Source organism: Streptomyces sp. GQFP (assembly GCF_021545335.1).
Classification (GTDB): domain Bacteria; phylum Actinomycetota; class Actinomycetes; order Streptomycetales; family Streptomycetaceae; genus Streptomyces.
The window spans coordinates 6,249,230-6,267,874 of sequence record NZ_CP089312.1; the positions used below are offsets into that span (position 1 = coordinate 6,249,230).

Here is an 18,645-nt window from a genome sequence, read left to right on the forward strand (position 1 = left end):
GGGAAGGGTGATCAGGCGTTGGCGGCGAATCGCGCCGCAATGGCCTGGTCGAGCGTGGTGGGCTTGGTGTCGCCGGCCGGGTTGGCGTCGAACGCGGCGCCGCCGCGGGCCGGACCGACGGTGAGGGCGAGGTGCGGGTTTGCCTGCACGGCGGCCGTGATGGCGGCGGTGACGGCGCTCGGGTCGGCGGCGTTCACCTGGCCCATGGCGTCCATGAACGCGCGGGAGTCGAGCAGGCGGGACACGTCGGCGCCCGCGGCCGGCGCCGCGGCGATCACGGCGGACTGCGCGGCGAGCTGTCGAGCGGCATCCTGTCCGCCCGTCACGGCCTGCTGCGCCCACCTCGGCAGGCTCGTCACGTTGCCCTCGACGGCCGGGGCCTGCGGCGCCGGCGCGGCCGGCGCGGCGGGCGTCTGCGGGGCCTGGGCGGGCTGCTGGGCGCCCTTGATCAGGTCCTGGGCCCACTGGGGCAGGCTCGCGACGTCCTGCGCCTCCGGGGCGTTCGGCGCGGCCGGCGCCGGCGCGGCCGGAACGGCGGGGGTCTGCGGCGCGGCCGGGACGGCAGGCGCGGCAGGTGCCGCCGGCGTCGGGGTCGGCGCGGCCGGGGCCGCGGGCGCCACTGGGGCGGCCGGCGCGGCGGGTGCGGCGGGGGCGTTCGAGGGGGTCGACTCGGGCATCGGGGGGTCCCTTCCTGGGGTTCGCGGGCATGCAAAAGGGGCCCGCCGCGGCGGGCCCCCTGGGGGTGAGGTGGTCGGGTGAGCGCTACGTGTCGGCGTCCTCGCCCTGGTCTGCGATCGGGCGCTCGCGGGCATAGCCCTTGATCCACGCCGTACGGAGCAGAGACGTTGCGGGGTACGGGCACGCCCTCGGCTCGTCGCCGTTGCGTCCGGCCTCGGCGCCGGCCAGTAGCGCGCGCACGATGTCCTCGCGGGTCCCCACTGCTCACCTCTTGTTCTGTTGGTCGCTCTCGTTCTTGCGGGCGCCGGACGCCCAACGCTGTTCCTGGCCGGTCGCCTTCTCGATGAACTCGGCCTGAGTGAGACGGCCGTGCGTCGCCCACCACTCTTTCAGCTCGTCCGACGCGCGCGCGTACGCGATGCGGGCCGGACCGCTGAACAGAGACTGTGGGTTGTGCCCGGCGGCCTGCGCCTTCTTATTGAGTAGGTAGCCGTTCGTGGCGTCCTCGGCGGCGAGCATCTGCCGGTAGCAGTACTCGTCATACATGGCGCGGGCCTCGGCGCGGGTGACCTTCCGGGCGGTCTCCGCGGTCACTCCTCGGGCGGCGTCCGCGGCAATGGCGGTAGCCAACTCGTCGGCCCACGTGGCGTCATCGGCGAGGGCGCCCCAACCGTCGGGGTTGGGGGCGTCGCCCATGGCGTCGGCGAGGGCGTCGCGGTCGGTGAGCAGGTCGGCCACGGCGTCGCCGGTCGCGGCCGGCGAGGGCAGGGGCACGGCGTCGCGGCGGTCCATCTCCGCGGCGATCCGTAGTAGCTCGTCGTTGTTGGCGTACTGCATGCACCACGCCAACGCGTCGTCCCCCACCTGCGAGAGATCCGCGGCAAGCGTCCCGTTCGGGAAGTGCGCGGCGAGCAGGTCGCGGCGGTGCGCCTCGGCGGCGAGGCTGGCCACGTCGTCGGTGCCGTGCGCGATGGCCTCGCGCACACGCGCGGCGAGCTGGTCATCGGACAGGCGGACAAGGTCCGTGCGGACGTCGGGCAAGCGGGCGGCGAGGTCGCGGCGGTCCATCTCGCCGGCGATGCGCAACGCGTCGGACGTGTCGACGTGTGCGAGCAGGCGCCCCAACTCGTCGTCCGACAACCCGGTGAGGTCGTCGGACAGGCGTCCGCCGGGCGCGGCGCGGTCGAGCAGGTCGGCGACGTCGCGGCGGTCGGCCTCGGCGCGGATGCGGTCGCGGGCCTGCTGGTCGAGCAGGCCGGAGCGTTCCGCGGCGGCGAGCTGGTCATCGGTCATGGCGCGCACGCTGCGCTCGTCGCCGGACCACACGCGGGCGGCGTCGACCTGCTCGGGCGTCGCCGGCGTGCGCGGATCCGGGAGGTTCGAGGCTCCGGGCTGCTCGCGGTGCCTGAGCCGGCGTAGGTCGGGGTGGGCGGCGAGATGGTCGCGCATGTTGCTCTGCCACTGCCTCACCTTGGCGTTCGCCTGTCGCTTCGCCTCGGGGTCGACGGTGGCGGCGGCGCGGTTCTTGTACTTCCTGATGTGCCGCTCGATCTCGCGCTGTCGCTGCCCTGCCTCGTACCCGTCGGGGTCACTGTCCGGCTCGTCGAGGCGGGTGATGCCGGGGGTGTAGGCGGACGTCGAGTGGCGGCAATTGGGGTGCTGCAACCCTGCGAGGCGGGCCTCGTCGAGGGATCCGGCGACGTCCACGCGGACCATGCGGCCGTCCTCGACGGCGTGCTCAACCTCGACCGTGCGGGCGCCGGCGGCCCCGGACAGGGACAACACCTTGCCTTCCCACCTGCGACACAGGGGGCACTCGCGCGGGGCGTCGGACACGATGACCAGATCGATTCCGGCGTCGGTGAGGGTGCGCGCGTGCGCCTCGGTCGCGGCCCGTCCGACGGACGTCCGTACGGCCATCTCGGCGTAGCTCGTGAGCTGCCATCGGCGGCCGGCGCGGTCTGTGAACGACGTGATGCCGCGGTCGGCCCATGCGCGCATGGCGTCCTGAGTGGCGTGCCGGCGGGTGCCGGTACCGAGCAGGGGCGTTGCGGTCACCTCGGCGACCACGGCGCGGTATCCGTCCTCGACGGTCCGCAGAATCGATCGGTGCCGGTCGGTGAGCAGGTCGACGGTTTCCTGTGCGAGGCGGTCGACGGCCTGAGCCTGCGGGGTGACGTCGTCGACCAGCCGGCGCGCGTCGTCGGACAGGGCGCCCAACTCGGCGACGGCGGACCGGTGACCGGTGTTGTACGCCTCGGCCACGGCGTCGAACACGTCAAGGGCGACGGCCTTTCCCACCTCGTCGACAACGGCCTGTGAGGCGGTGCGTAGGGCCTGCACGGCGGACAGCTTGCGCTCGGCCCACCCCGGGGCGTCGAGGCCGGCGGCGAGCTGTCGGGCGATGATGCCCAACAAGCGTTCCTCGGCCTGCGCGTACAGGTCGCGGGTGCCCGCGGCGAGGTCTTCGACCATGCCCGGATGGATCGGCATCGGACACCCTCCCCCGAGTGACGCGAAAGCTAGTGATCTAGGGAGACTGGGCCGTCTACGCTGTTGCGGCGGAGGGGAGACGCAATGTCGGAGCCGAGAATAGGGACCGCTGGGCGGAGTGCCAGCAGCCCAGTGCCCAGTCAAAGAGAGACGAGCGATGGAGGGGCTGGGCAGGCCAGAGAATCGATTCCGTGGCGTCCCCCGGGGCGGGTGCAGCGTAGATCCGTGACCCTTCGAGTAGATATCGAGGTCCCGGGGGCGGGTCACGTCGGGGTCCTGGAAATAAGCGGTAGTGACGAGCGACTAACTGACTCGGAAGCGGCAAGGATTCAGCGTCGGCGAGTCGCCCGGACGGGGCCAATTTCTTCCCCTACGCTTAGCGATTTTGTTGCCACTCGCTACTATGCCTTTCCAGCCGTGGGTATGTACGCATTCGCTTCTCTGGCCGAATCTGCTGCGCAGTTGGAGGGGGTGAATTTGCGTGAATACCTGCTTGAGCTTCTTTTCAGTGACGAAGCTGTTGTTCCGCACTTCAACTCTCCGCCCTCCACTTGGGCGCCTGTCAGGGTGGTTGCCGAGCAGGCTTCAGCTATAGGGCTTGGCGTTACGTGGGGGAGTAGCGGACCGGCTATGGTCGGGGCTTACCTCGGGGGAATCTTCCTGGTTAAATTCCTTACCCCCGTAGTTGCCGAGGCTGGAAACGCCACGGCTGCGGGGGTGAGTGCGAAGATCCGAGCCGCTTTCGGGATTGATGATTCGCGGCAGCCTTCGGAACCGGATTCCTTGAATGAGCGTACTGAGCCCGGTGATCAGGAATCACGGCGTGGTGAGGCGCCTGATGCCGGCGAGTCGGATTCTTCGCAATAGTGCGATTGTTCTACGCCGAGGCGCCTCAGGACACGGCGGAGGCGGTCACATTGGGAAACTGCCAACCGGGTCGGGCGCTGCGGCGCCGGTCTCGGCAAGGATGACGTGTTGACCGAACTAAATCATGCGTATTCGCAGGTCAGAGTGCCTTTCTGCTAGTTTTCGCGCCGTGTCTGGCGAACGACGTCCCGGAAGGGACCTGAAGAACTTCGTCCTGCCTCAAGTGGGCCGATTATTGGAGACGGGAGACTGTTGGGAGCCGTACCAGGTACTGGACCCGCACGGCATACCGATCGAGGCCGTTGCGGTGTACCTCAAGGATTTGGTTGCAGCGGACGGCTCACCCCTGACTCCGCGCTCATACGGTATGGATCTACTGCGTTGGTGGCGGTACCTGTGGGCGTTCGGGCTCGAGTGGGACCGCGCGGTTCGGGAAGACGCCCGGGACTTCATGCTGTGGATGCGGCTTGCAGACAAGCCGGTGCGCATTCATTGGCGTCATCGAGGCAAGGACCCGGCGGAGATCCCAGCCTCCTCCCGGACTGCCAGGCCGGAACCCGGTACGCCGAATCCGGTGACCGGAAAGCCCTCCGTCGGCAAGAAGTACGCGCCGAGCACACGAGCGCACTGCGAGACGGTGCTGCGGTCGTTCTACGACTTCCACTTGGAGCGCAACACCGGATCGCTGCTGGTCAACCCGTTCCCTCTTGTCCGTAGCAGGCGCTCGGCCCGTGCTAATGCGCACCACAGCCCTGAAAAGCCCTACAGAAACCAACGTACCGGCCTATATCGGCCCAAACTACCCAAGCGGATCCCGCGGCAGATCCCCGAGGAGAAGTACACCGAGGTCTTCGCGGGCCTCCGCTCGCATCGCGACCGGGCTCTGCTGGCGTTCTGGGTCGCGACAGGGGCCCGCGCGGAGGAACTGCTTACCTCCACTCAGAGTGACGCCGACGTCGGCGAGCAGACCATCGGTGTGATTCGTAAGGGCAGCCGCGCTTACCAGGAACTCCCTGCCACTCGCGACGCGTTCGTGTGGCTGCGCCTCTACCAGGAGGAAGCCTGGAAGAAGGGCGTCCCTCGCGGACGTAAGCGGCCACTGTGGTGGACACTGCGCCGTCCCTGGCGGCCATTGCAGTACGACGCGGCCCGCATGATGTTCAACCGGGCCAACGAACTCTTGGGCACGAACTGGACCCTTCACGATCTGCGGCACACCGCAACGTTCCTGATGCTGGACGACCCGGACATGCCGCCCGTCTACGTCCAGCACATCCTGGGCCACAAGTACCTGTCGACCTTGGACATCTACAACCGTCCCACCAAAGACGACGTCATCACGGCCGGGCTCGCCCACCATGCCCGGCAGCAGCAGCGTCGAGAGAATCCGCCGCCGGCACCGCCAGCCCCGGCCTATAACCCCGACTCTCTCAACATCCTTTTCGGAAGGCCCTCTTCGTGACCAGCCGCCTCGCCGTGCCCTCCCGCCCAGCGTCGGCCACTCATCGGGGAGAAGAGGCTGCCGCCCTGCTTCGAGCGTTCCCGCCTCGTTCCCGGACAACCTCGTGGCCACTGACTACAGCACCACGCGAGGCGGTCCTTGACCGCCTGGACAAGCCGCCCCTCCGAAGAGAGAACGCAGGAGTTCGGAGCTCTCATATGGTCGGAGCCCGTCTGCTGCTGAGCTGGCTGGAGACATTCCCCGGCGAGACCTGGCAGGAACGATGGAACGCCGCTCCTGCCTCCGCTGCCTACGACAACTGGCAGCAGGGAATCCTGGCCTGGGCGTCTACCCTCGGCAGGAGCCCCAGCCGTACTGCACTCAAGTCTGGCCTGCTGGCTTTGACTTGCGCGGATGTCATCCGCCCCAGTATGGAATGGCTGGCCGGGAACTCCTCGAGATACCTGCGGCCCGCTATCGCCGCTACGCGCGACCCCACTGGATTTGCCCGCTTGGTAAGTGACACCTCTGGACACGACCGGGCCAACCGCAACAGCTCAGAAGCCTATAAGTTCATCGCCCAAATCGTCGCCGCTTACGGCGGTGGCGTCGACGACATTGTCGTAGGCGACCTGCTGACTCATCCGAAGCTGGTCGCAGGGTCGAGCGGAAAAGCCGTCCGACTCGCCTACACCTGGCTCCGGAACCGGGGTCAGTTCCCTCCTGATGCCCCCGTCACCCTCAACCACGTGGCTGTCCGCACGGGACAGCTGCGACCAGCCGAGCTCATAGATCGCTACAAGCTGCACTGCCGGCCCGTTCGTGATCTCTTGGTCGATTACCTCACCGAACGCCAGCCCACCCTCGATTACACCAGTCTCAAGAGCCTCGCCTCCGAACTGGGCCGCCTATTCTGGGCTGATCTCGAACATCACCACCCCGGCATCGACACCCTCCGGCTGCCGAAAGACGTGAGTGACGCCTGGAAAGCACGCATCGCGGTGAAGACCACACGTCGGCGTCGCCCTGACGGCACCGTCCAGACAACGATCGAACCCCGCGAGAGCGCACCGGCCGTCAAGATTTCGGTACGCGCCTTCTATCTGGACCTCGCGGAGTGGGCCCTCGACGAGCCCGAACGATGGGGGCACTGGGCTGCACCATGCCCGGTCAGCGAAGCGGAGTTGGCAAAGAAGAAGCATGAGCAGCGGAAGAAGTCCAGGTCAGACCAACGCACCCGTGAACGTCTGCCTGTATTGCCGGTTATTGTCCAAACCGCTGAGCTGCTCCTCAAAGAAGCCACTGCACGCCTCGAAACTATTGAATCAGCTCCGTTGGGCTCCACCGTGAAATTTCGCGGGGAGACCTTCACCCTCCCCGAGTCCTCCAGCCGCGCCGACGGAAAACCAGGACGCGTCCGGGACATCAACGGGACCAGCCGGGACATCCGTGGCGAAGAAAAGCGGGCGTTCTTCGCGTGGGCGACGATCGAAATCCTGCGCCATACAGGCATCCGGATTGAGGAGCTCCAAGAACTCAGCCATCACAGCATCATCCGCTACAAGCTCCCCACCACCGGCGAGACGGTCCCCCTCCTTCAGATCGCGCCGTCAAAGACCGACAAAGAGCGACTGCTGCTCATCGACCCAGAACTTGCCGACGTTCTGAGCGCAGTCATCAGTCGCGCCCGTCAACCCGACGGGACTATTCCATCAATCCAAACATACGACGCGCATGAAAGGGTCTGGAATGCCCCGATGCCCATCCTCTTCCAGTGGGCCGTCAGTGGTGAACACAGAGCCATCTCATATGGCACCATCCGCAGGGCCTTGGATGAAACCCTCGAAGCATCCGGACTCATAGACAAATCCGGAATGCCGCTGATTTTTCGGCCGCACGACTTCCGTAGGATCTTCATCACCGACGCCATCATGAACGGCCTGCCGCCCCACATTGCCCAAGTTATCGCAGGCCATGACAGCCTCACGAGCACGATGGGCTACGCCGCAATCTACCCTGCCGAAGCCATCGAGGCGCACCGTGCTTTCATCGCTCGCCGACGCCAGGACCGGCCTGCCGAAGAGTACCGTACAGTCACACCAGAGGAATGGGACGAATTCCTCGGCCATTTTGAAAGGAGGAAACTCGCCCTCGGGGAGTGTGGGCGAGCCTACGGAACCGAATGCAGTCACGAGCATGCGTGCGTCCGCTGCCCCGTACTCATTACCAGCCCTACCGAACGACCCCGGCTGATTGAAATCCGGGACAACTTGCGAGACCGCATCTCCGAAGCAGAGCGTGAAGGGTGGCTGGGAGAAGCAGAGGGGCTACGGGTCAGTCTCACCGCAGCTGATGAGAAGATCACGCAACTGAACATTAGGGAAGAACGAAAAAGGTCTCCAATTTTCCTTGGAGTCCCTTCGTTTGATCAGGTAGTCGGCCGCACAAGCGAAAGCCCAGGGTTTCACAGGGCCAGCGATCCAGATGAGTCGACGAGATGAAATCAGAGTCGATAGACAGCGAAACGCGGCGGCCTTGACCATCGACAGGCCAGGGCGCGTATCGGATCGCGTACGGCGGGCAGCACCGCCAGCCGACCAGTGCCGGAGTCCGTTCTGCCCGCTGAACAGTACGAACGCTGGTTCCGGTGCTGACAGCCTCGCGTAGAAAGGATATCCGTCCCTGGCAGGTCGGCTGTCGGCTATGGTGAAGGCATGTGCTGCCCCATGACTACCCGTACCGCCGCTTAGCGGCGGTACCCGAGGTTGCTGTAACCGCGGCCTCATTGCTGCCCCTGCCGGGGCCAGCGCCAAGACGTACCGCCGGATCAGTGTCCTGCCGGCAGTCACTCCCTTAATTCTGTGCTGCCGGGCCATCCTGCCTGATCAGGGGAGTCATGTCTCAGTCGCAGCGTTTCGATTCACAGTACGAAAACCCATTCCCATGCCCGGATGCAGCCAGGCCCGTCACGCAGGACCCGCGTGTCGCCACCCTGCTCCTGATGGTCGGGCTCCCCGGAGCCGGGAAAACCACCCGGGCCAAAGAGCTCGCCGCAACGCACCGGGCGCTGCGGCTGACCCCAGATCACTGGATGATCCCGCTGTTTGGCGATTCGATGGCCGACGGCAAGCGCTTTGTGCTCGAAGGGCGGCTCATCTCGGTCGCTCTGCAGGCGCTGCGGCTGGGGACCAGCGTCGTGCTCGACTACGGGCTCTGGGGCCGCGATGAACGGTCGGCACTGCGCTGGCTGGCACGGTCGGCCGGGGCAGCATGCCAGGTGGTCTACGTGCCCGTGGACAAGGACGTCCAACTCGCCCGCATCGCGCACCGCCAGGCGACGACACCGCATCAGACGTTCCCGATGAGCGAGGCCGACGTAGACCAATGGCGGGAGCAGTTCCAGGTGCCTGACGCCGCCGAACTCGATGGCGGCGAGATTCCCAGCCCGCCGCCGGGCTGGCCGGGGTGGTCGGAGTGGGCAGAAGACCACTGGCCCTCGTACACCGACAGCTAAAGGCGGTGCCGTAACCGGTGGTCGTGCTCGGCAGTGCGAAACCTGCTCGCCCTGTTGGCCTGTGATCTTCTACGTTGAGCGGATGCAGGAACCAGTTGGACTGCCAGCACTCGTGGTCGAGTGGTGCACGCGCGAGCTGGGTGGAACGCCCGTCGAGAGACTGCTCTCCACCACGCAGATGTCGGAAGTGGCGGCCGTTCGTCTGGACGACGGCCGCCGGATCGTCGTCAAGATCCGGCCCGATGAAGCAGGCCGCGCCAGGGCTTGTGTGGACGTCCAGCACTTCCTGGCGGACAGCGGGTACCCCTGCCCGCGGCCCCTCACCGCCGTGACCGTGATGGAAGGGCAGGCCGTTCATGCCGAGGAGTGGCTTCCGGGCGGTGACATGCTTCGTGGCGATGGCCCGAATGTCGCTGCGAAGTTCGCTGCGCTGCTCGCAGAATTGGTCACCGGCGCACTGCATGTCGATGTGCCGCCTCCGCTTCCGAACCCGGCATGGGTCCGCTGGGACCACCGGGACTCCGAGGTGTGGCCGACCTACGACTGGCACGATGCACGGGCGGACCAAGTCGAACTGCCTCGCGATCTTGAGGAGACCGCCATACGCGTTCGATCCCGGATGGCACGTACCCAGCTGCCGAGCGTGGTCGGCCACGCAGACTGGGAGACACAGAACGTGCGGTGGCAGGGCGGGAGAGCCTACGCGGTCCACGACTGGGACAGCCTGGCCTGGCTTCCCGAGGCGGCAATCGCGGGTGCGGCTTCCGGAACCTTCGCCAGCGCCGAGCACCCAACCCTGGCTCCGGTCGAGAGCTCTGCGGTCTTCCTTGATGTGTACCAACAGAGTCGTGGACGTGCCTTCACAACCGAAGAGCTACAGATCGCTTGGGCTGCCAGCCTTTGGCCTGCGGCTCACAATGCCCGCACAGAAGTCCTCTACGGGAAACAGCCGATCGCGCTTGGCGCCCTACGCGACCAAGCTTCTGAGCGGCTGACCCGCGCCAAGGCGTGAACAAGCGGACGCGGCGCCCTTGCTCATCCTGCACAGGCCCAGTGCTTGGTTCGGAGAAGAGCGCCACCTCGGCTTTTACTGCCGTGTCGTCCCATTCGGGGTGCAACACCTTGACCTTGGTCGCGGTGCTGACGGCGCCGGCGCGGGCGAGCAGGTCGAGGGTTGTCCCGACCGACTGCATGGACTCGGCCACGCCCGATCCGAACTCGACCGTGGGGCGCTGCGGTGTGACCCTGCTGCCGAACATCAGCCGGTCGAGCATGAGTTGTACGTGCAGTTGCTCGGTGAGGGCGTGGCGCCAGTGTCCGGCTTTCTTGGTCCGGGTGATCGTGCTGCGCTGCGTGCGGGCGTCAACCTCGGTGGCGGTCACCGGTTGCCCGTCGGCGTCGAGGCCGAACGAACTGGGCGAGTAGCCGGCGGCCTGCGCTGCCTGCTTCACCAGACTCTCGGCGGTGGACCGGTGTTCGTCGACCCTGATCCCGAACTGGGCGAGGGTGATGCCGTTCCCGCCCTCGGTGGGCGGGATCTTGAGGCCGGCCCATACCTCGGCTTCCTCGTCGAACGTGGCGCCCTGTCCGGGGCCGTTGTCGCGTAGGTAGCCGTCCGGGACGATCAGCCGCGCGCGGGCGAGGCGGATGTCTCGCATCCAACTCGTCCATGTTGTGTCGAGGCTGTCGAGCAGGTCGTGAATCGGGGCGGCGTAGTCGCTGCGCCCGATCGGCGCGGTGCGGTGCAGCCGGTTGGGAAGCATGTTCGGCACGTAGCTCGCGGTGAGCTGCGGTATGCCGGTGCTGATGGTCTGTCCGTCGCCCTCGCGGTCGAGGCTGTCGACCATGCCGCGGGTGTCGGGGTGGTCTGCGAGCGACATGAGGCGGCCGAGGTTGTCGCGGGTGCCCTGGTACAGGGCGTGGCGGACGTAGCCGGGCTCGTGTGCCTCGATGTGCCGCCATACCTCGCGGTCGCCGGCGGGGCCGGGCAACTCTCGCCAGAACTGGACCGACTGGAGCATGCCGAACCTGAACTCGGGTATGGCCTGGTCGGGCTGCATGGCCGTGATCATCGGGTAGTCGGCAACCTCGCGGTCCCATGTGGTCCGCAGGTAGACGCCGGACAGGGCGGCGGCCTGCTCGGCGGCGCCGAGGCAGAGAGATTGCAGCCGGCCGCGGTCCGCGAGGTCGTCGAGGCGATCCTGAGTCATGGTGTCGGCGGCCGTGACTTTCGGCATGTCGGCGAACAGGAGATCGGCCGAGGTGGCGGCGATGTCGCCGGCGAGGGGGATGTGTAGGCGGTGGTCCGGCCTGGTGTCGCCGTTGCGGCGGCGCCCCCACAGTCGCCACTTTCGCTCGCGGGTGGCTTGGTGGCGGTAGAGGTTGGACAGGCGGTGGCGGTCACCGGAGTACCACGCATCGTCTACGGCCATCTCGCGGTAGTGGCGGGCCCACTGCGGCGGCGGCCACGGCGTGTTATTCGCGGGGAGCGGCATCGGCGGTCACCTCCTGCTCGTCGTCGGGGGGCTCGTCGGCGGCGAGCACCAGGGCGGCGGCAAGGTCGCGCAAAGCGGCGGCGCACTGCGGCCATGTCGGCTGGTCGGGGTCGAGGGCGAGCGTGCCGGCCTCGATCACATGGCCCCCGATGTCGAGGCGCACGGGCAGGTGAACGGTCGGCGAGAGGGGCGGGGTGTGCGCCACGGCGGCGGCCTCCTAGGCGGCGAGGGTGAGCAGGTGCCGCCACTCGTGGGCGGTGGAGTGCACGGCGTAGCGCAGTGCGTCGGCGCTGTGGTCGTCCGACTTGATCGGGGCGTCGTCGCCGCGCTCGGTGGCCTTGGGGTCCCATGAGTAACCGGGCAACTCGTCGAGCAGGCCCGTACAGGACTCGTGCACCAGTAGCCGGCCGGCGGCGAGCAGGGCGGCCACGCTGCGGATGCCTTCCACCACGTCGTTCCGTGCGCGGGCGAGGCCCGGGTGCCCGTCCTGCCACATCTGCGTAGTGAAAGAGGCGGCCGAGGGGTCGATGAACGTCCACTCGGGCGTGATGGCGAGGTCGGCGAGCCATGACCGGACGGCGCCGCTGTACTGCGCATCGGTCATGCTGCGGTGCTTGGCGCGGGAGTCGTGCCGCCACTCGTTCGTGACGTACAGGCGGCCGTCGACTCCCTCGCCCAACACGACGGCGGCGAACGGGTTGGTGGTGCCGTAGTCGATGCCGCACCAGTAACGGCGCATCGCCGGTAGCTCGGCGACCACGTGCCGGGCCTCGTCCCACATGTCATAGACGGCGCCCTCGGCGACCACCCATGCGCCATCGATCATCCGCCGGCGCCACAGTCCGACGTACTCGGCAGTGAGGTCGGCGACGTACTCGGCAGACAACGACGGGTTGTCGGCGAGGCGGAAGTGCCACGCGCGCAAGTTCAGTTCGCCGGCGCGGTCAATGTATCCGGTCTTGAGCCAGTGCCTCGGGCTGTCCGGGTTGGTCGTGGCGAACAGGCGGGCGCCGGGCACGGACAGGCGGGCGAGTAGCTGAGTCCAGAACCCTTCGGGCAACAGGGTTGCCTCGTCCACGTAGGCGAGCTGCGCGGTGAGGCCACGTAGGCGGCCCTCGGCGCGCGCGTCGGCGGCGCCGATCAGGTGGACGGTGCGGCCGAGGATGACGGCCGTGGTGGCGCCTCGGGTGTGCACGACGTGCCGGGCGAGGGGGCCGAACAGGGCGCGGTCTTGCAGGGGTTCGAGAACGTTGCGTTCGATCGTCTGAAGGCTGCGCCCACAGATGATGATGAGTCCCGACGGGCCGGCCGTGGCAATGGCGATGACGAACGCCAGTAGCGAGGCGATCGTCTTGCCGGACCGGACCGACCCATGCCAGAGGTTGATACGGGCCGTGGCCTGCCCGATGGACGTGAGCTGTTTGCGGGACAGGGGCAGGCGGTCGAGGTCGAGCAACACGGCTCACCCCCCGTCCGCGGCCTCCCCGGGGTCCGGGTCGCCGGCGGCCTGCGTCAGTGCGTCGCCGAGGGCGCCCAACATCGAACGCACCTGCTCGGATCCCTCGCCGCCCTCAACAGGGGCGAGGCGTAGGGACTGCTGAATGGCGGTCGCGGTGGCGCCGATGATCTGGCGCTGGTCGGCGAAACGGGGTTGGTCGAGGTGGACCTGTTGCCACTTCCCGTCCTTGCCGGCGAACTCCCCGTAGACGGTTGGTTGCCAGAGCTGCGCGCGTAGCCGCTCGGCGTCGTTGTGCAGCGCGAGGGCGAGGGCGGCGCGGCGGTCGGCGAGGTCTGCCGTGCGTACGGCGGTGGCGGCGGCCACCTCGGCGGCGCGGTCGAACGTGAGGGGCGGCTCGAACGCGGCGGCGATCTTCGAAACGGTCGAGGGGCTGCGCTTGATGGCGCGGGCGATGTCGTTGCGGGACTTGCCCGCGGCGTGCAGCTCGCGCACGCGGCGGCGGTCGTCGTCGTCGATGGGGCGGCCCACGGCTCACCCCCTCGGGCATGGGAACGCCCCCACCGCTACGGGGGCGCGGTGGGGGCGTGGTCCGGTGGTGCTCCTACTTGGCGGGGCAGGTACGGCCTTCCTGCGCCTCGTATTCGGTCTTCCCGTCGTCGAGGCCGGTCGAGGCGGCGCCGATGTTGCCGACAGCCTTACGGCCGTTGGCCAACCGATTGTCCACGCTGGCCGTGCCGCCGGTCGCACAGTTGATCTCCACGAAGTAACCAGCGTCCTCGTGGAGCTTGCCGGCCACGTCGTCAAACACGGCGCGCAGTCCCTTGGTCGTCTTCACCTCGACCGTGACCGTGCGCTGATTCCCGCTGGTGTCCTGCTTGGTGATCTCGTACGCGGGTACGTCGGCGGCCTTGTCGCTGCTGCTGTCATCGCCACTGCTGCAAGCGGTGAGCGCTGCGAGGGCGGCGAGTAGGACGGCGGCGGCGGTGCTGCGGTGCTTCACGTGGTTCCCCCCACGGGTGCGGATGATTCCTGTGTGTGACGCGTGAGGGGGGTGTGAAGGTTGCAGTGTGCATGCGAACGCCCCACCGCGGCGGACGGTGGGGCGTTCGGCTGCATGCGTGCTGCCAGTATCCGGGCACGCCGGGGACGGCCCCAACTCTAGGTCACAGATCGATAACGGCGCAACTCGCACGCGCGGGCCGGCGCGCGTCCGGTCGCGCGCTACGCCTCCTCCTCGGCGCGGCGCTCCATCGCCGCGCTCCACGCGGCGCGTGTCCGGTCGGCGTAGGCGCGGACGATGCGATCCAAGGGCGCGGGAAGTGCGCCGGTGCGCCGGTCCACCAACACGTTCAGGTCCTGGATGAGCCGCGGGTCGAGTTCCTTGATGAGCGACGGGCGCCGTGGCGCGGGTGATGCGCCGCTGGTCGGGGCAGGTGGCGCGGCTTGCGGCGCGGTCTGTGGTGCTGCGGCCGGCGCCGGCGCTTCGAGATCGCGCGCCACGGTGCGGTGATGGATACCGAGGCGGCGCGCTATCTCGCGGTTAGACAGGCTGTCGGCGGCGAGGCGGCGCACGGTGGCGCGGCGCTCGGCGAGGTCGAGGGCGCCGGTAGTCTCTGTGGTGGCCATGGGGGTTGCTCCCATCGGTTAGTCGGCCCGCCCGGTGGTGACGTCACCGTGTGCGGGCCGCACCTGTGTGCGGGTTGGTGGTTGTCGCTGCGAGTGCTGAGCTGTTACTCGCCGACTGGCGGTGCCTCGCCGGTCACTTCGCCTGACTGCTCACGCAACTTTCGATAGACGTATGACGGGGAGACGCCAACGATTCCGGCGATGCTCTCGGCGCCGTAGCGGCCGGTTGCGTTGGCCTCGGCGAAGAGTGCCGGCAACTCGTGCTCAAAGGCTTTCCACGCGCGGCGCTTGCGCCCTGCCTCATTGAGCCGTTCGCGAATCGTGGGGGAGGCCGGTTGTTGGGGGGCGCACTGCTGCATGTAGTCGTCCAATACAGCGACGAATTGCCGCAGCATGTCGGCGCCGATGCCGGGCGGGGCCTTCTCCAGATCCGCGGCGAGGTCTGCGCGTAGCTCTGCGACGGTTGGCGCGTGAGGGCTCATCTTCGGTGTTCCTGTTCGGGCGGGGCCCGCCCTCGGGCGAGGGCGGGCCAGTGGGTGATCAGTTCGTTGGGCGGTGGGCAAAGACGCACTGCGAGGACTTGAGCATCTTCTCGACCGTCCAGCCGCGGCGGGTGAGGGTATGGGCGAGGCAATCGAGGGCGGCCCCGTCGATGGGGGTGTCACGGCGGATGATGCGCCCGCCCTCAAGCCAGTAGACGGCGACGCGGGCGCCCCCTCGGGGCTCGACCAGATAGCCGCGTACGTCCTGCTCGGCGTCGGTGGGGTCGCTCACGTCGTGGTGGTCGGTCATGCGGGCGGCGGCGAGGCTGGCGAGGGCGGCACGCGCGGCGATCACGTTCGGGTGCCCGGCGTCCGCGGGCATGCTGCCCTCGGCCGTGCCGGCGTGCCCGACGATGACGCCCTCGATGACGCGGCGGGCGGGCAACTCCTCGCCCTGCTCGGGCGTGGCCTCGGCGGCGCGGCGGGCGTCGATACGGGCCTGTACGGCGGGCGGCACGGGGGCGCCGTGGGCGATGTGGTCGGCGGCCTGTCGCTCGTCCATCTTGGCGCGGTACGCCTCGCGGTCGGCGGCGGCCTTGGCGCGGATGCGGGCGAGGCCGGCCGGCTCCGGGGTCATGCGCACGGTGACGGCCTCGCGGGCGGGCTGCTCGTCCTCGACGAACAGGGCGCCCTGTTCCGCGGCCGGCTCGACGTCGAACAGGGTGGTGCCGGCCGGCTGCTCGCCGATCCACTCGCCCCGCCACGTGCCGGCGGTGGCCTCGGCCTCGGTCACCTCGGCGACGGCCTGCCGTGCCTCGACGTCCTCGACGGCCGGCTCGACGTGGCTCGGGTGGATGGTCGATTCCGTGCCGTGGTCCCACTTGATGGTCACGTTGTCGCGGGTGGTGGTCTGCGTGTTGAGGTGGAATACGGGCACGTTGACGGCGGTCACAGTGCCGGTGCGGTTGCCCTGCTGAACGCGGGCGCCTTCCGCGTAGGGGGCCGGCTCGGTCTCCTCGCCGGCGAGGGGGAAACCGTAGCTGCGGGCGGCCTGCTCGGCGGCCTCGGCGCTCGCCGCGTACGCGCCATCTTCGATCTCGCGGGCCGGCGCGGTGAGGGTGTGAAGGTGGCCGTTTTCCTTGGTGATGGCGGCGGGGTAGGCGCTGACCAGGATGCCGACAACCTGCTCGGAGAAGACGACCAGCACGTCACCATCTCGGATGTCGTAGCGGGTCTGCGTGTGGTTGTAGGCGGTCTCGGTGCTGGTGAAGTGATGCGTCATGCGGGCAGGGGAGTTGCCGGCGCGCTTGATCCACAGACGGGCGGCGTCGCGCTGGGCGCGGTTGCGCTTCGTGTCGAGGATGGCCTCGGCGTACCGGCTGATGACGTGCAGGACGCGCGGGCTGGTCGGCTCGATGACCAGGGTTCGGCCGCGACCGCGGCGGGCGGCGTCGAGGGCGGCGGCGGTCTCGTCGTCGCCGATGAACTGGTCGGTGAGGTAGTCGGCGAGGGCGCCGGGGATGGTGACTGCGCTCATTGGGGGTTGCTCCCTTGGGCTCGTCGGTCTGTGGTCCGCCGGGTGACGTCCGGCGGGAACGCCACTGTATCCAGTTCAGAACTCAGTTCACAACCCGGTTCAGGACTTTGTTCAGAGATGTTGTGTGGTGCGGGGGCCGACTCAACTCCCATACGGCCCCCGTGAGTTGCTACGCCTGCTCCTCGGCCCGTTTGCGTGCGGCCATCACGCCGGCCCACAGATCGACCAACTCGGCGCCCTGCCACACGCGGCGCCGGCGGTCGAGGACGGCCGGGGCTGGGCACTGCTCGCCGCGGGGGCAGAACACGGCCGGGACGTCGCCGGCCTGCGTGACGCCGGTGAGCGGCCCGCCGCACCATGGGCACGGGTAGTCGAGCGTCGTCGACCTGCTGTCGCGGTTCAGGGCGCGCTCGACGGTCCGGCGCGCGCGGGCGGCCACGCCGGCGACGTGCTCGGCGAGCAGGGCAGGGATGGGCCGGAACAGGTCGCCGGCCGGCTCGTCGAGGGCCCGACCCTCCAGCCACACGGCGGCCCAATGCAGCCCGTACGCGCGGGATCCGGCCGAGGCGGCGGCGGCCGGGCCTATGTCGCGGGACGTGGGCAGGCGCCACCGTGCGAGGTTGTCGCGGTCGTACTCGTCGATGGCGGGGCGCTGTACCTGCTCGGCCACGGCGTCGGCGAGGTCGAACAGGTCGCGCTCGACGGACAGAGCCGCGTCGAGGGCGGTGAGGTTGAGCGGGGCGGGGTGCTCGCGCAGCATCAACGGCACGCGGCCGATGGTCGGTTCGGCGGGCATCGGGTCGTCGGCGGCCTGCGTGGCGGCGAGCTGGTCGAGGAACCCGGCGCACTCGCGCGGCGGCCATTCGGCGGCCGGGGGCTGCTCGATGGCGGCGAGCAGGTCGCCCCACTGCTCGCGTACGGCGGCGAGGTTGACGGCGGCGCGGCGGCCGGCGGGCGGTGTGCTCGGGGTCGTGGGCGCGGTGTACGTCGGGGTGCTCATCGGGGCTGCTCCGTGGTGGTGGCGAACTGGGCTGCGGGGATGCCCGCGGCGGCGTACCGGCGCACGCGGCGGGTGGCTTCGGTGGCGGTGATGCCGGCGGCGCGGGTCTGCTGTCCGGCGATGACGTCGGGCAACTCGGCGGCCATGGCGGCGCGGTCGGCGCGGCGGTCGCGGCGCGCGGCGAGCCATGCGGTGCGGTACCGGTCGGCCTTGTGGTCGGCGTCGAGGGCGTGCCGCTTCCATCCGTCGCCGCGGCGGCGCTCGGTGGCGAGGGCGATTGCGTGCTCTCGGGCCTGCTCGTCGAGCAGGGCGCGCGGACTGTCGGCGGCCTTGGCGAACGCGGTGTGTATGGCGACCTGCTCGGGTGAAAGGCCGTCGTACGCGGCGACGGCGGCGAGGGCGTCGCCGAGGCTGGGCGCGGTCCGTACGCGGTTGAGCGTGGCCTCGGCGGTGTTGAGGTCGCTGCGGTACTTCCGGGCGTTCTCTCGCCACGTGCGGAGCGCGGTCGCCTCGGTCTGCTGGCGCTGCTCCTCGACGGCCCGATACATCCTGAGCTGTTCCTCGGCGTCGACGGCCCGCTGTTCCATCTCGCGTATCGCGTCGTCGGCGGCCTCGCGGTTCTTGGCGAGGGCGCGGGTGGTCTCGCCGAGGCTCTTGCGCGTGGCGTCGCCGAGGCGCTGCTCGGTGCGCGCGTGCTCGGCGAGTAGGGCGGCCTCGGCTGGCGTGAGGACTCCGCGGAGCATGCGACCGAGCAGGACGTCGACCGTGGCGCGGCGGTCGCGGCGGTCGTGGTGGGACGGCTTGGGTGCGCGCTGGCGCTGGGTCACGGGGTGAACTCCTGCTCGGGGAAAGCGAGTTGGTCGAGGGTGGGCTGTCGGGTGCCGCGGGTGAGGGCGAGGACTACGCCGGCATGTGCGGCCTCGGCGGCGCGGTCGCGACGGCGACAGACAGGGCCGAGGCGGTCGGCGGCGGGCCGGCGTAGGGGCCGGCCACATCGCCGGCACGTCACCGGTGCGCTTGGGATCCGCACTTGCGCCGGCACGTCCAGCAAAA

At 69.0% G+C, this 18,645-nt stretch carries 17 protein-coding genes and 1 pseudogene; 5 read left to right on the forward strand and 13 right to left on the reverse strand.

Annotated features, from left to right (window positions below):
- Positions 1 to 11 precede the first annotated feature (11 nt).
- The 3 genes from LUX31_RS28060 to LUX31_RS28070 form a co-directional block, all read right to left on the reverse strand.
- The gene (locus LUX31_RS28060; RefSeq protein ID WP_235480209.1) at positions 12 to 677 is read right to left on the reverse strand and encodes a hypothetical protein; all 666 of its coding nucleotides are present in this window, start codon (positions 675 to 677) and stop codon (positions 12 to 14) included.
- An 85-nt stretch (positions 678 to 762) separates the two neighbouring features.
- The gene (locus LUX31_RS28065; RefSeq protein ID WP_235478096.1) at positions 763 to 939 is read right to left on the reverse strand and encodes an Rmf/CrpP fold protein; all 177 of its coding nucleotides are present in this window, start codon (positions 937 to 939) and stop codon (positions 763 to 765) included.
- Positions 940 to 942: 3 nt separating this feature from the next.
- Complete coding sequence (locus LUX31_RS28070) at positions 943 to 3,171, reverse strand: phage minor capsid protein (protein ID WP_235478097.1); 2,229 nt, start codon at positions 3,169 to 3,171, stop codon at positions 943 to 945.
- Between the two features lie 1,036 nt (positions 3,172 to 4,207).
- Here LUX31_RS28070 and LUX31_RS28075 point away from each other — a divergent pair.
- The 4 genes and pseudogenes from LUX31_RS28075 to LUX31_RS28090 all read left to right on the forward strand — a co-directional run.
- Positions 4,208 to 5,500 (forward strand): tyrosine-type recombinase/integrase, encoded by a 1,293-nt coding sequence (locus LUX31_RS28075; RefSeq protein ID WP_235478098.1) that lies wholly within the window; start codon positions 4,208 to 4,210, stop codon positions 5,498 to 5,500.
- A gap of 197 nt (positions 5,501 to 5,697) precedes the next feature.
- Positions 5,698 to 7,980, forward strand: coding sequence for a tyrosine-type recombinase/integrase (locus LUX31_RS28080; RefSeq protein ID WP_235478099.1), 2,283 nt, complete (start codon positions 5,698 to 5,700; stop codon positions 7,978 to 7,980).
- Positions 7,981 to 8,480: 500 nt separating this feature from the next.
- Complete coding sequence (locus tag LUX31_RS28085) at positions 8,481 to 8,993, forward strand: AAA family ATPase (RefSeq protein ID WP_235480086.1); 513 nt, start codon at positions 8,481 to 8,483, stop codon at positions 8,991 to 8,993.
- A gap of 178 nt (positions 8,994 to 9,171) precedes the next feature.
- Positions 9,172 to 9,714 (forward strand): annotated as a pseudogene (locus tag LUX31_RS28090) (aminoglycoside phosphotransferase family protein); the annotation flags it as partial.
- A 139-nt stretch (positions 9,715 to 9,853) separates the two neighbouring features.
- Here LUX31_RS28090 and LUX31_RS28095 read toward each other — a convergent pair.
- From LUX31_RS28095 to LUX31_RS28140, 10 genes are all read right to left on the reverse strand, one after another.
- On the reverse strand, positions 9,854 to 11,488 hold the full coding sequence (locus LUX31_RS28095) for a phage capsid protein (protein WP_235478100.1): 1,635 nt from the start codon (positions 11,486 to 11,488) through the stop codon (positions 9,854 to 9,856).
- Complete coding sequence (locus LUX31_RS28100; protein ID WP_235478101.1) at positions 11,469 to 11,693, reverse strand: hypothetical protein; 225 nt, start codon at positions 11,691 to 11,693, stop codon at positions 11,469 to 11,471. The genes LUX31_RS28095 and LUX31_RS28100 overlap by 20 nt, the downstream gene beginning before the upstream one ends.
- Positions 11,694 to 11,705: 12 nt before the next feature.
- Positions 11,706 to 12,944 (reverse strand): PBSX family phage terminase large subunit, encoded by a 1,239-nt coding sequence (locus LUX31_RS28105; RefSeq protein WP_235480087.1) that lies wholly within the window; start codon positions 12,942 to 12,944, stop codon positions 11,706 to 11,708.
- Positions 12,945 to 12,950: 6 nt separating this feature from the next.
- Positions 12,951 to 13,475 carry a helix-turn-helix domain-containing protein gene (locus tag LUX31_RS28110; RefSeq protein ID WP_235478102.1) on the reverse strand — a complete coding sequence of 175 codons (525 nt, stop codon included), beginning with the start codon at positions 13,473 to 13,475 and terminating at the stop codon, positions 12,951 to 12,953.
- A 73-nt stretch (positions 13,476 to 13,548) separates the two neighbouring features.
- Entirely contained in the window at positions 13,549 to 13,947 is a 399-nt protein-coding gene (locus tag LUX31_RS28115; RefSeq protein WP_235478103.1) for a hypothetical protein, read from the reverse strand.
- Positions 13,948 to 14,168: 221 nt separating this feature from the next.
- The gene (locus LUX31_RS28120; RefSeq protein ID WP_235478104.1) at positions 14,169 to 14,573 is read right to left on the reverse strand and encodes a helix-turn-helix domain-containing protein; all 405 of its coding nucleotides are present in this window, start codon (positions 14,571 to 14,573) and stop codon (positions 14,169 to 14,171) included.
- A 104-nt stretch (positions 14,574 to 14,677) separates the two neighbouring features.
- Complete coding sequence (locus LUX31_RS28125) at positions 14,678 to 15,055, reverse strand: hypothetical protein (protein ID WP_235478105.1); 378 nt, start codon at positions 15,053 to 15,055, stop codon at positions 14,678 to 14,680.
- A gap of 58 nt (positions 15,056 to 15,113) precedes the next feature.
- Positions 15,114 to 16,592: a hypothetical protein gene (locus LUX31_RS28130; RefSeq protein ID WP_235478106.1), complete on the reverse strand. Its 1,479-nt coding sequence runs from the start codon at positions 16,590 to 16,592 to the stop codon at positions 15,114 to 15,116.
- Positions 16,593 to 16,761: 169 nt separating this feature from the next.
- Entirely contained in the window at positions 16,762 to 17,592 is an 831-nt protein-coding gene (locus LUX31_RS28135; protein ID WP_235478107.1) for a hypothetical protein, read from the reverse strand.
- Positions 17,589 to 18,419 (reverse strand): hypothetical protein, encoded by an 831-nt coding sequence (locus tag LUX31_RS28140; RefSeq protein ID WP_235478108.1) that lies wholly within the window; start codon positions 18,417 to 18,419, stop codon positions 17,589 to 17,591. Before LUX31_RS28140 ends, LUX31_RS28135 begins: the two co-directional genes overlap by 4 nt.
- Before the next feature lie 29 nt (positions 18,420 to 18,448).
- On the opposite strand from LUX31_RS28140, the gene LUX31_RS37545 reads away from it, so the two are divergent.
- On the forward strand, positions 18,449 to 18,574 hold the full coding sequence (locus LUX31_RS37545; protein ID WP_268828209.1) for a hypothetical protein: 126 nt from the start codon (positions 18,449 to 18,451) through the stop codon (positions 18,572 to 18,574).
- The last annotated feature ends 71 nt before the right edge of the window (positions 18,575 to 18,645 follow it).

Coding starts and splice junctions, on each gene's coding strand:
- LUX31_RS28060 (WP_235480209.1), bottom strand. CDS start 677: ATGCCCGAGTCGACCCCCTCGAACGCCCCCGCCGCACCCGCCGCGCCG.
- LUX31_RS28070 (WP_235478097.1), bottom strand. CDS start 3,171: ATGCCGATCCATCCGGGCATGGTCGAAGACCTCGCCGCGGGCACCCGC.
- LUX31_RS28080 (WP_235478099.1), top strand. CDS start 5,698: ATGGTCGGAGCCCGTCTGCTGCTGAGCTGGCTGGAGACATTCCCCGGC.
- LUX31_RS28085 (WP_235480086.1), top strand. CDS start 8,481: ATGGTCGGGCTCCCCGGAGCCGGGAAAACCACCCGGGCCAAAGAGCTC.
- LUX31_RS28095 (WP_235478100.1), bottom strand. CDS start 11,488: ATGCCGCTCCCCGCGAATAACACGCCGTGGCCGCCGCCGCAGTGGGCC.
- LUX31_RS28120 (WP_235478104.1), bottom strand. CDS start 14,573: ATGGCCACCACAGAGACTACCGGCGCCCTCGACCTCGCCGAGCGCCGC.
- LUX31_RS28125 (WP_235478105.1), bottom strand. CDS start 15,055: ATGAGCCCTCACGCGCCAACCGTCGCAGAGCTACGCGCAGACCTCGCC.
- LUX31_RS28130 (WP_235478106.1), bottom strand. CDS start 16,592: ATGAGCGCAGTCACCATCCCCGGCGCCCTCGCCGACTACCTCACCGAC.
- LUX31_RS28135 (WP_235478107.1), bottom strand. CDS start 17,592: ATGAGCACCCCGACGTACACCGCGCCCACGACCCCGAGCACACCGCCC.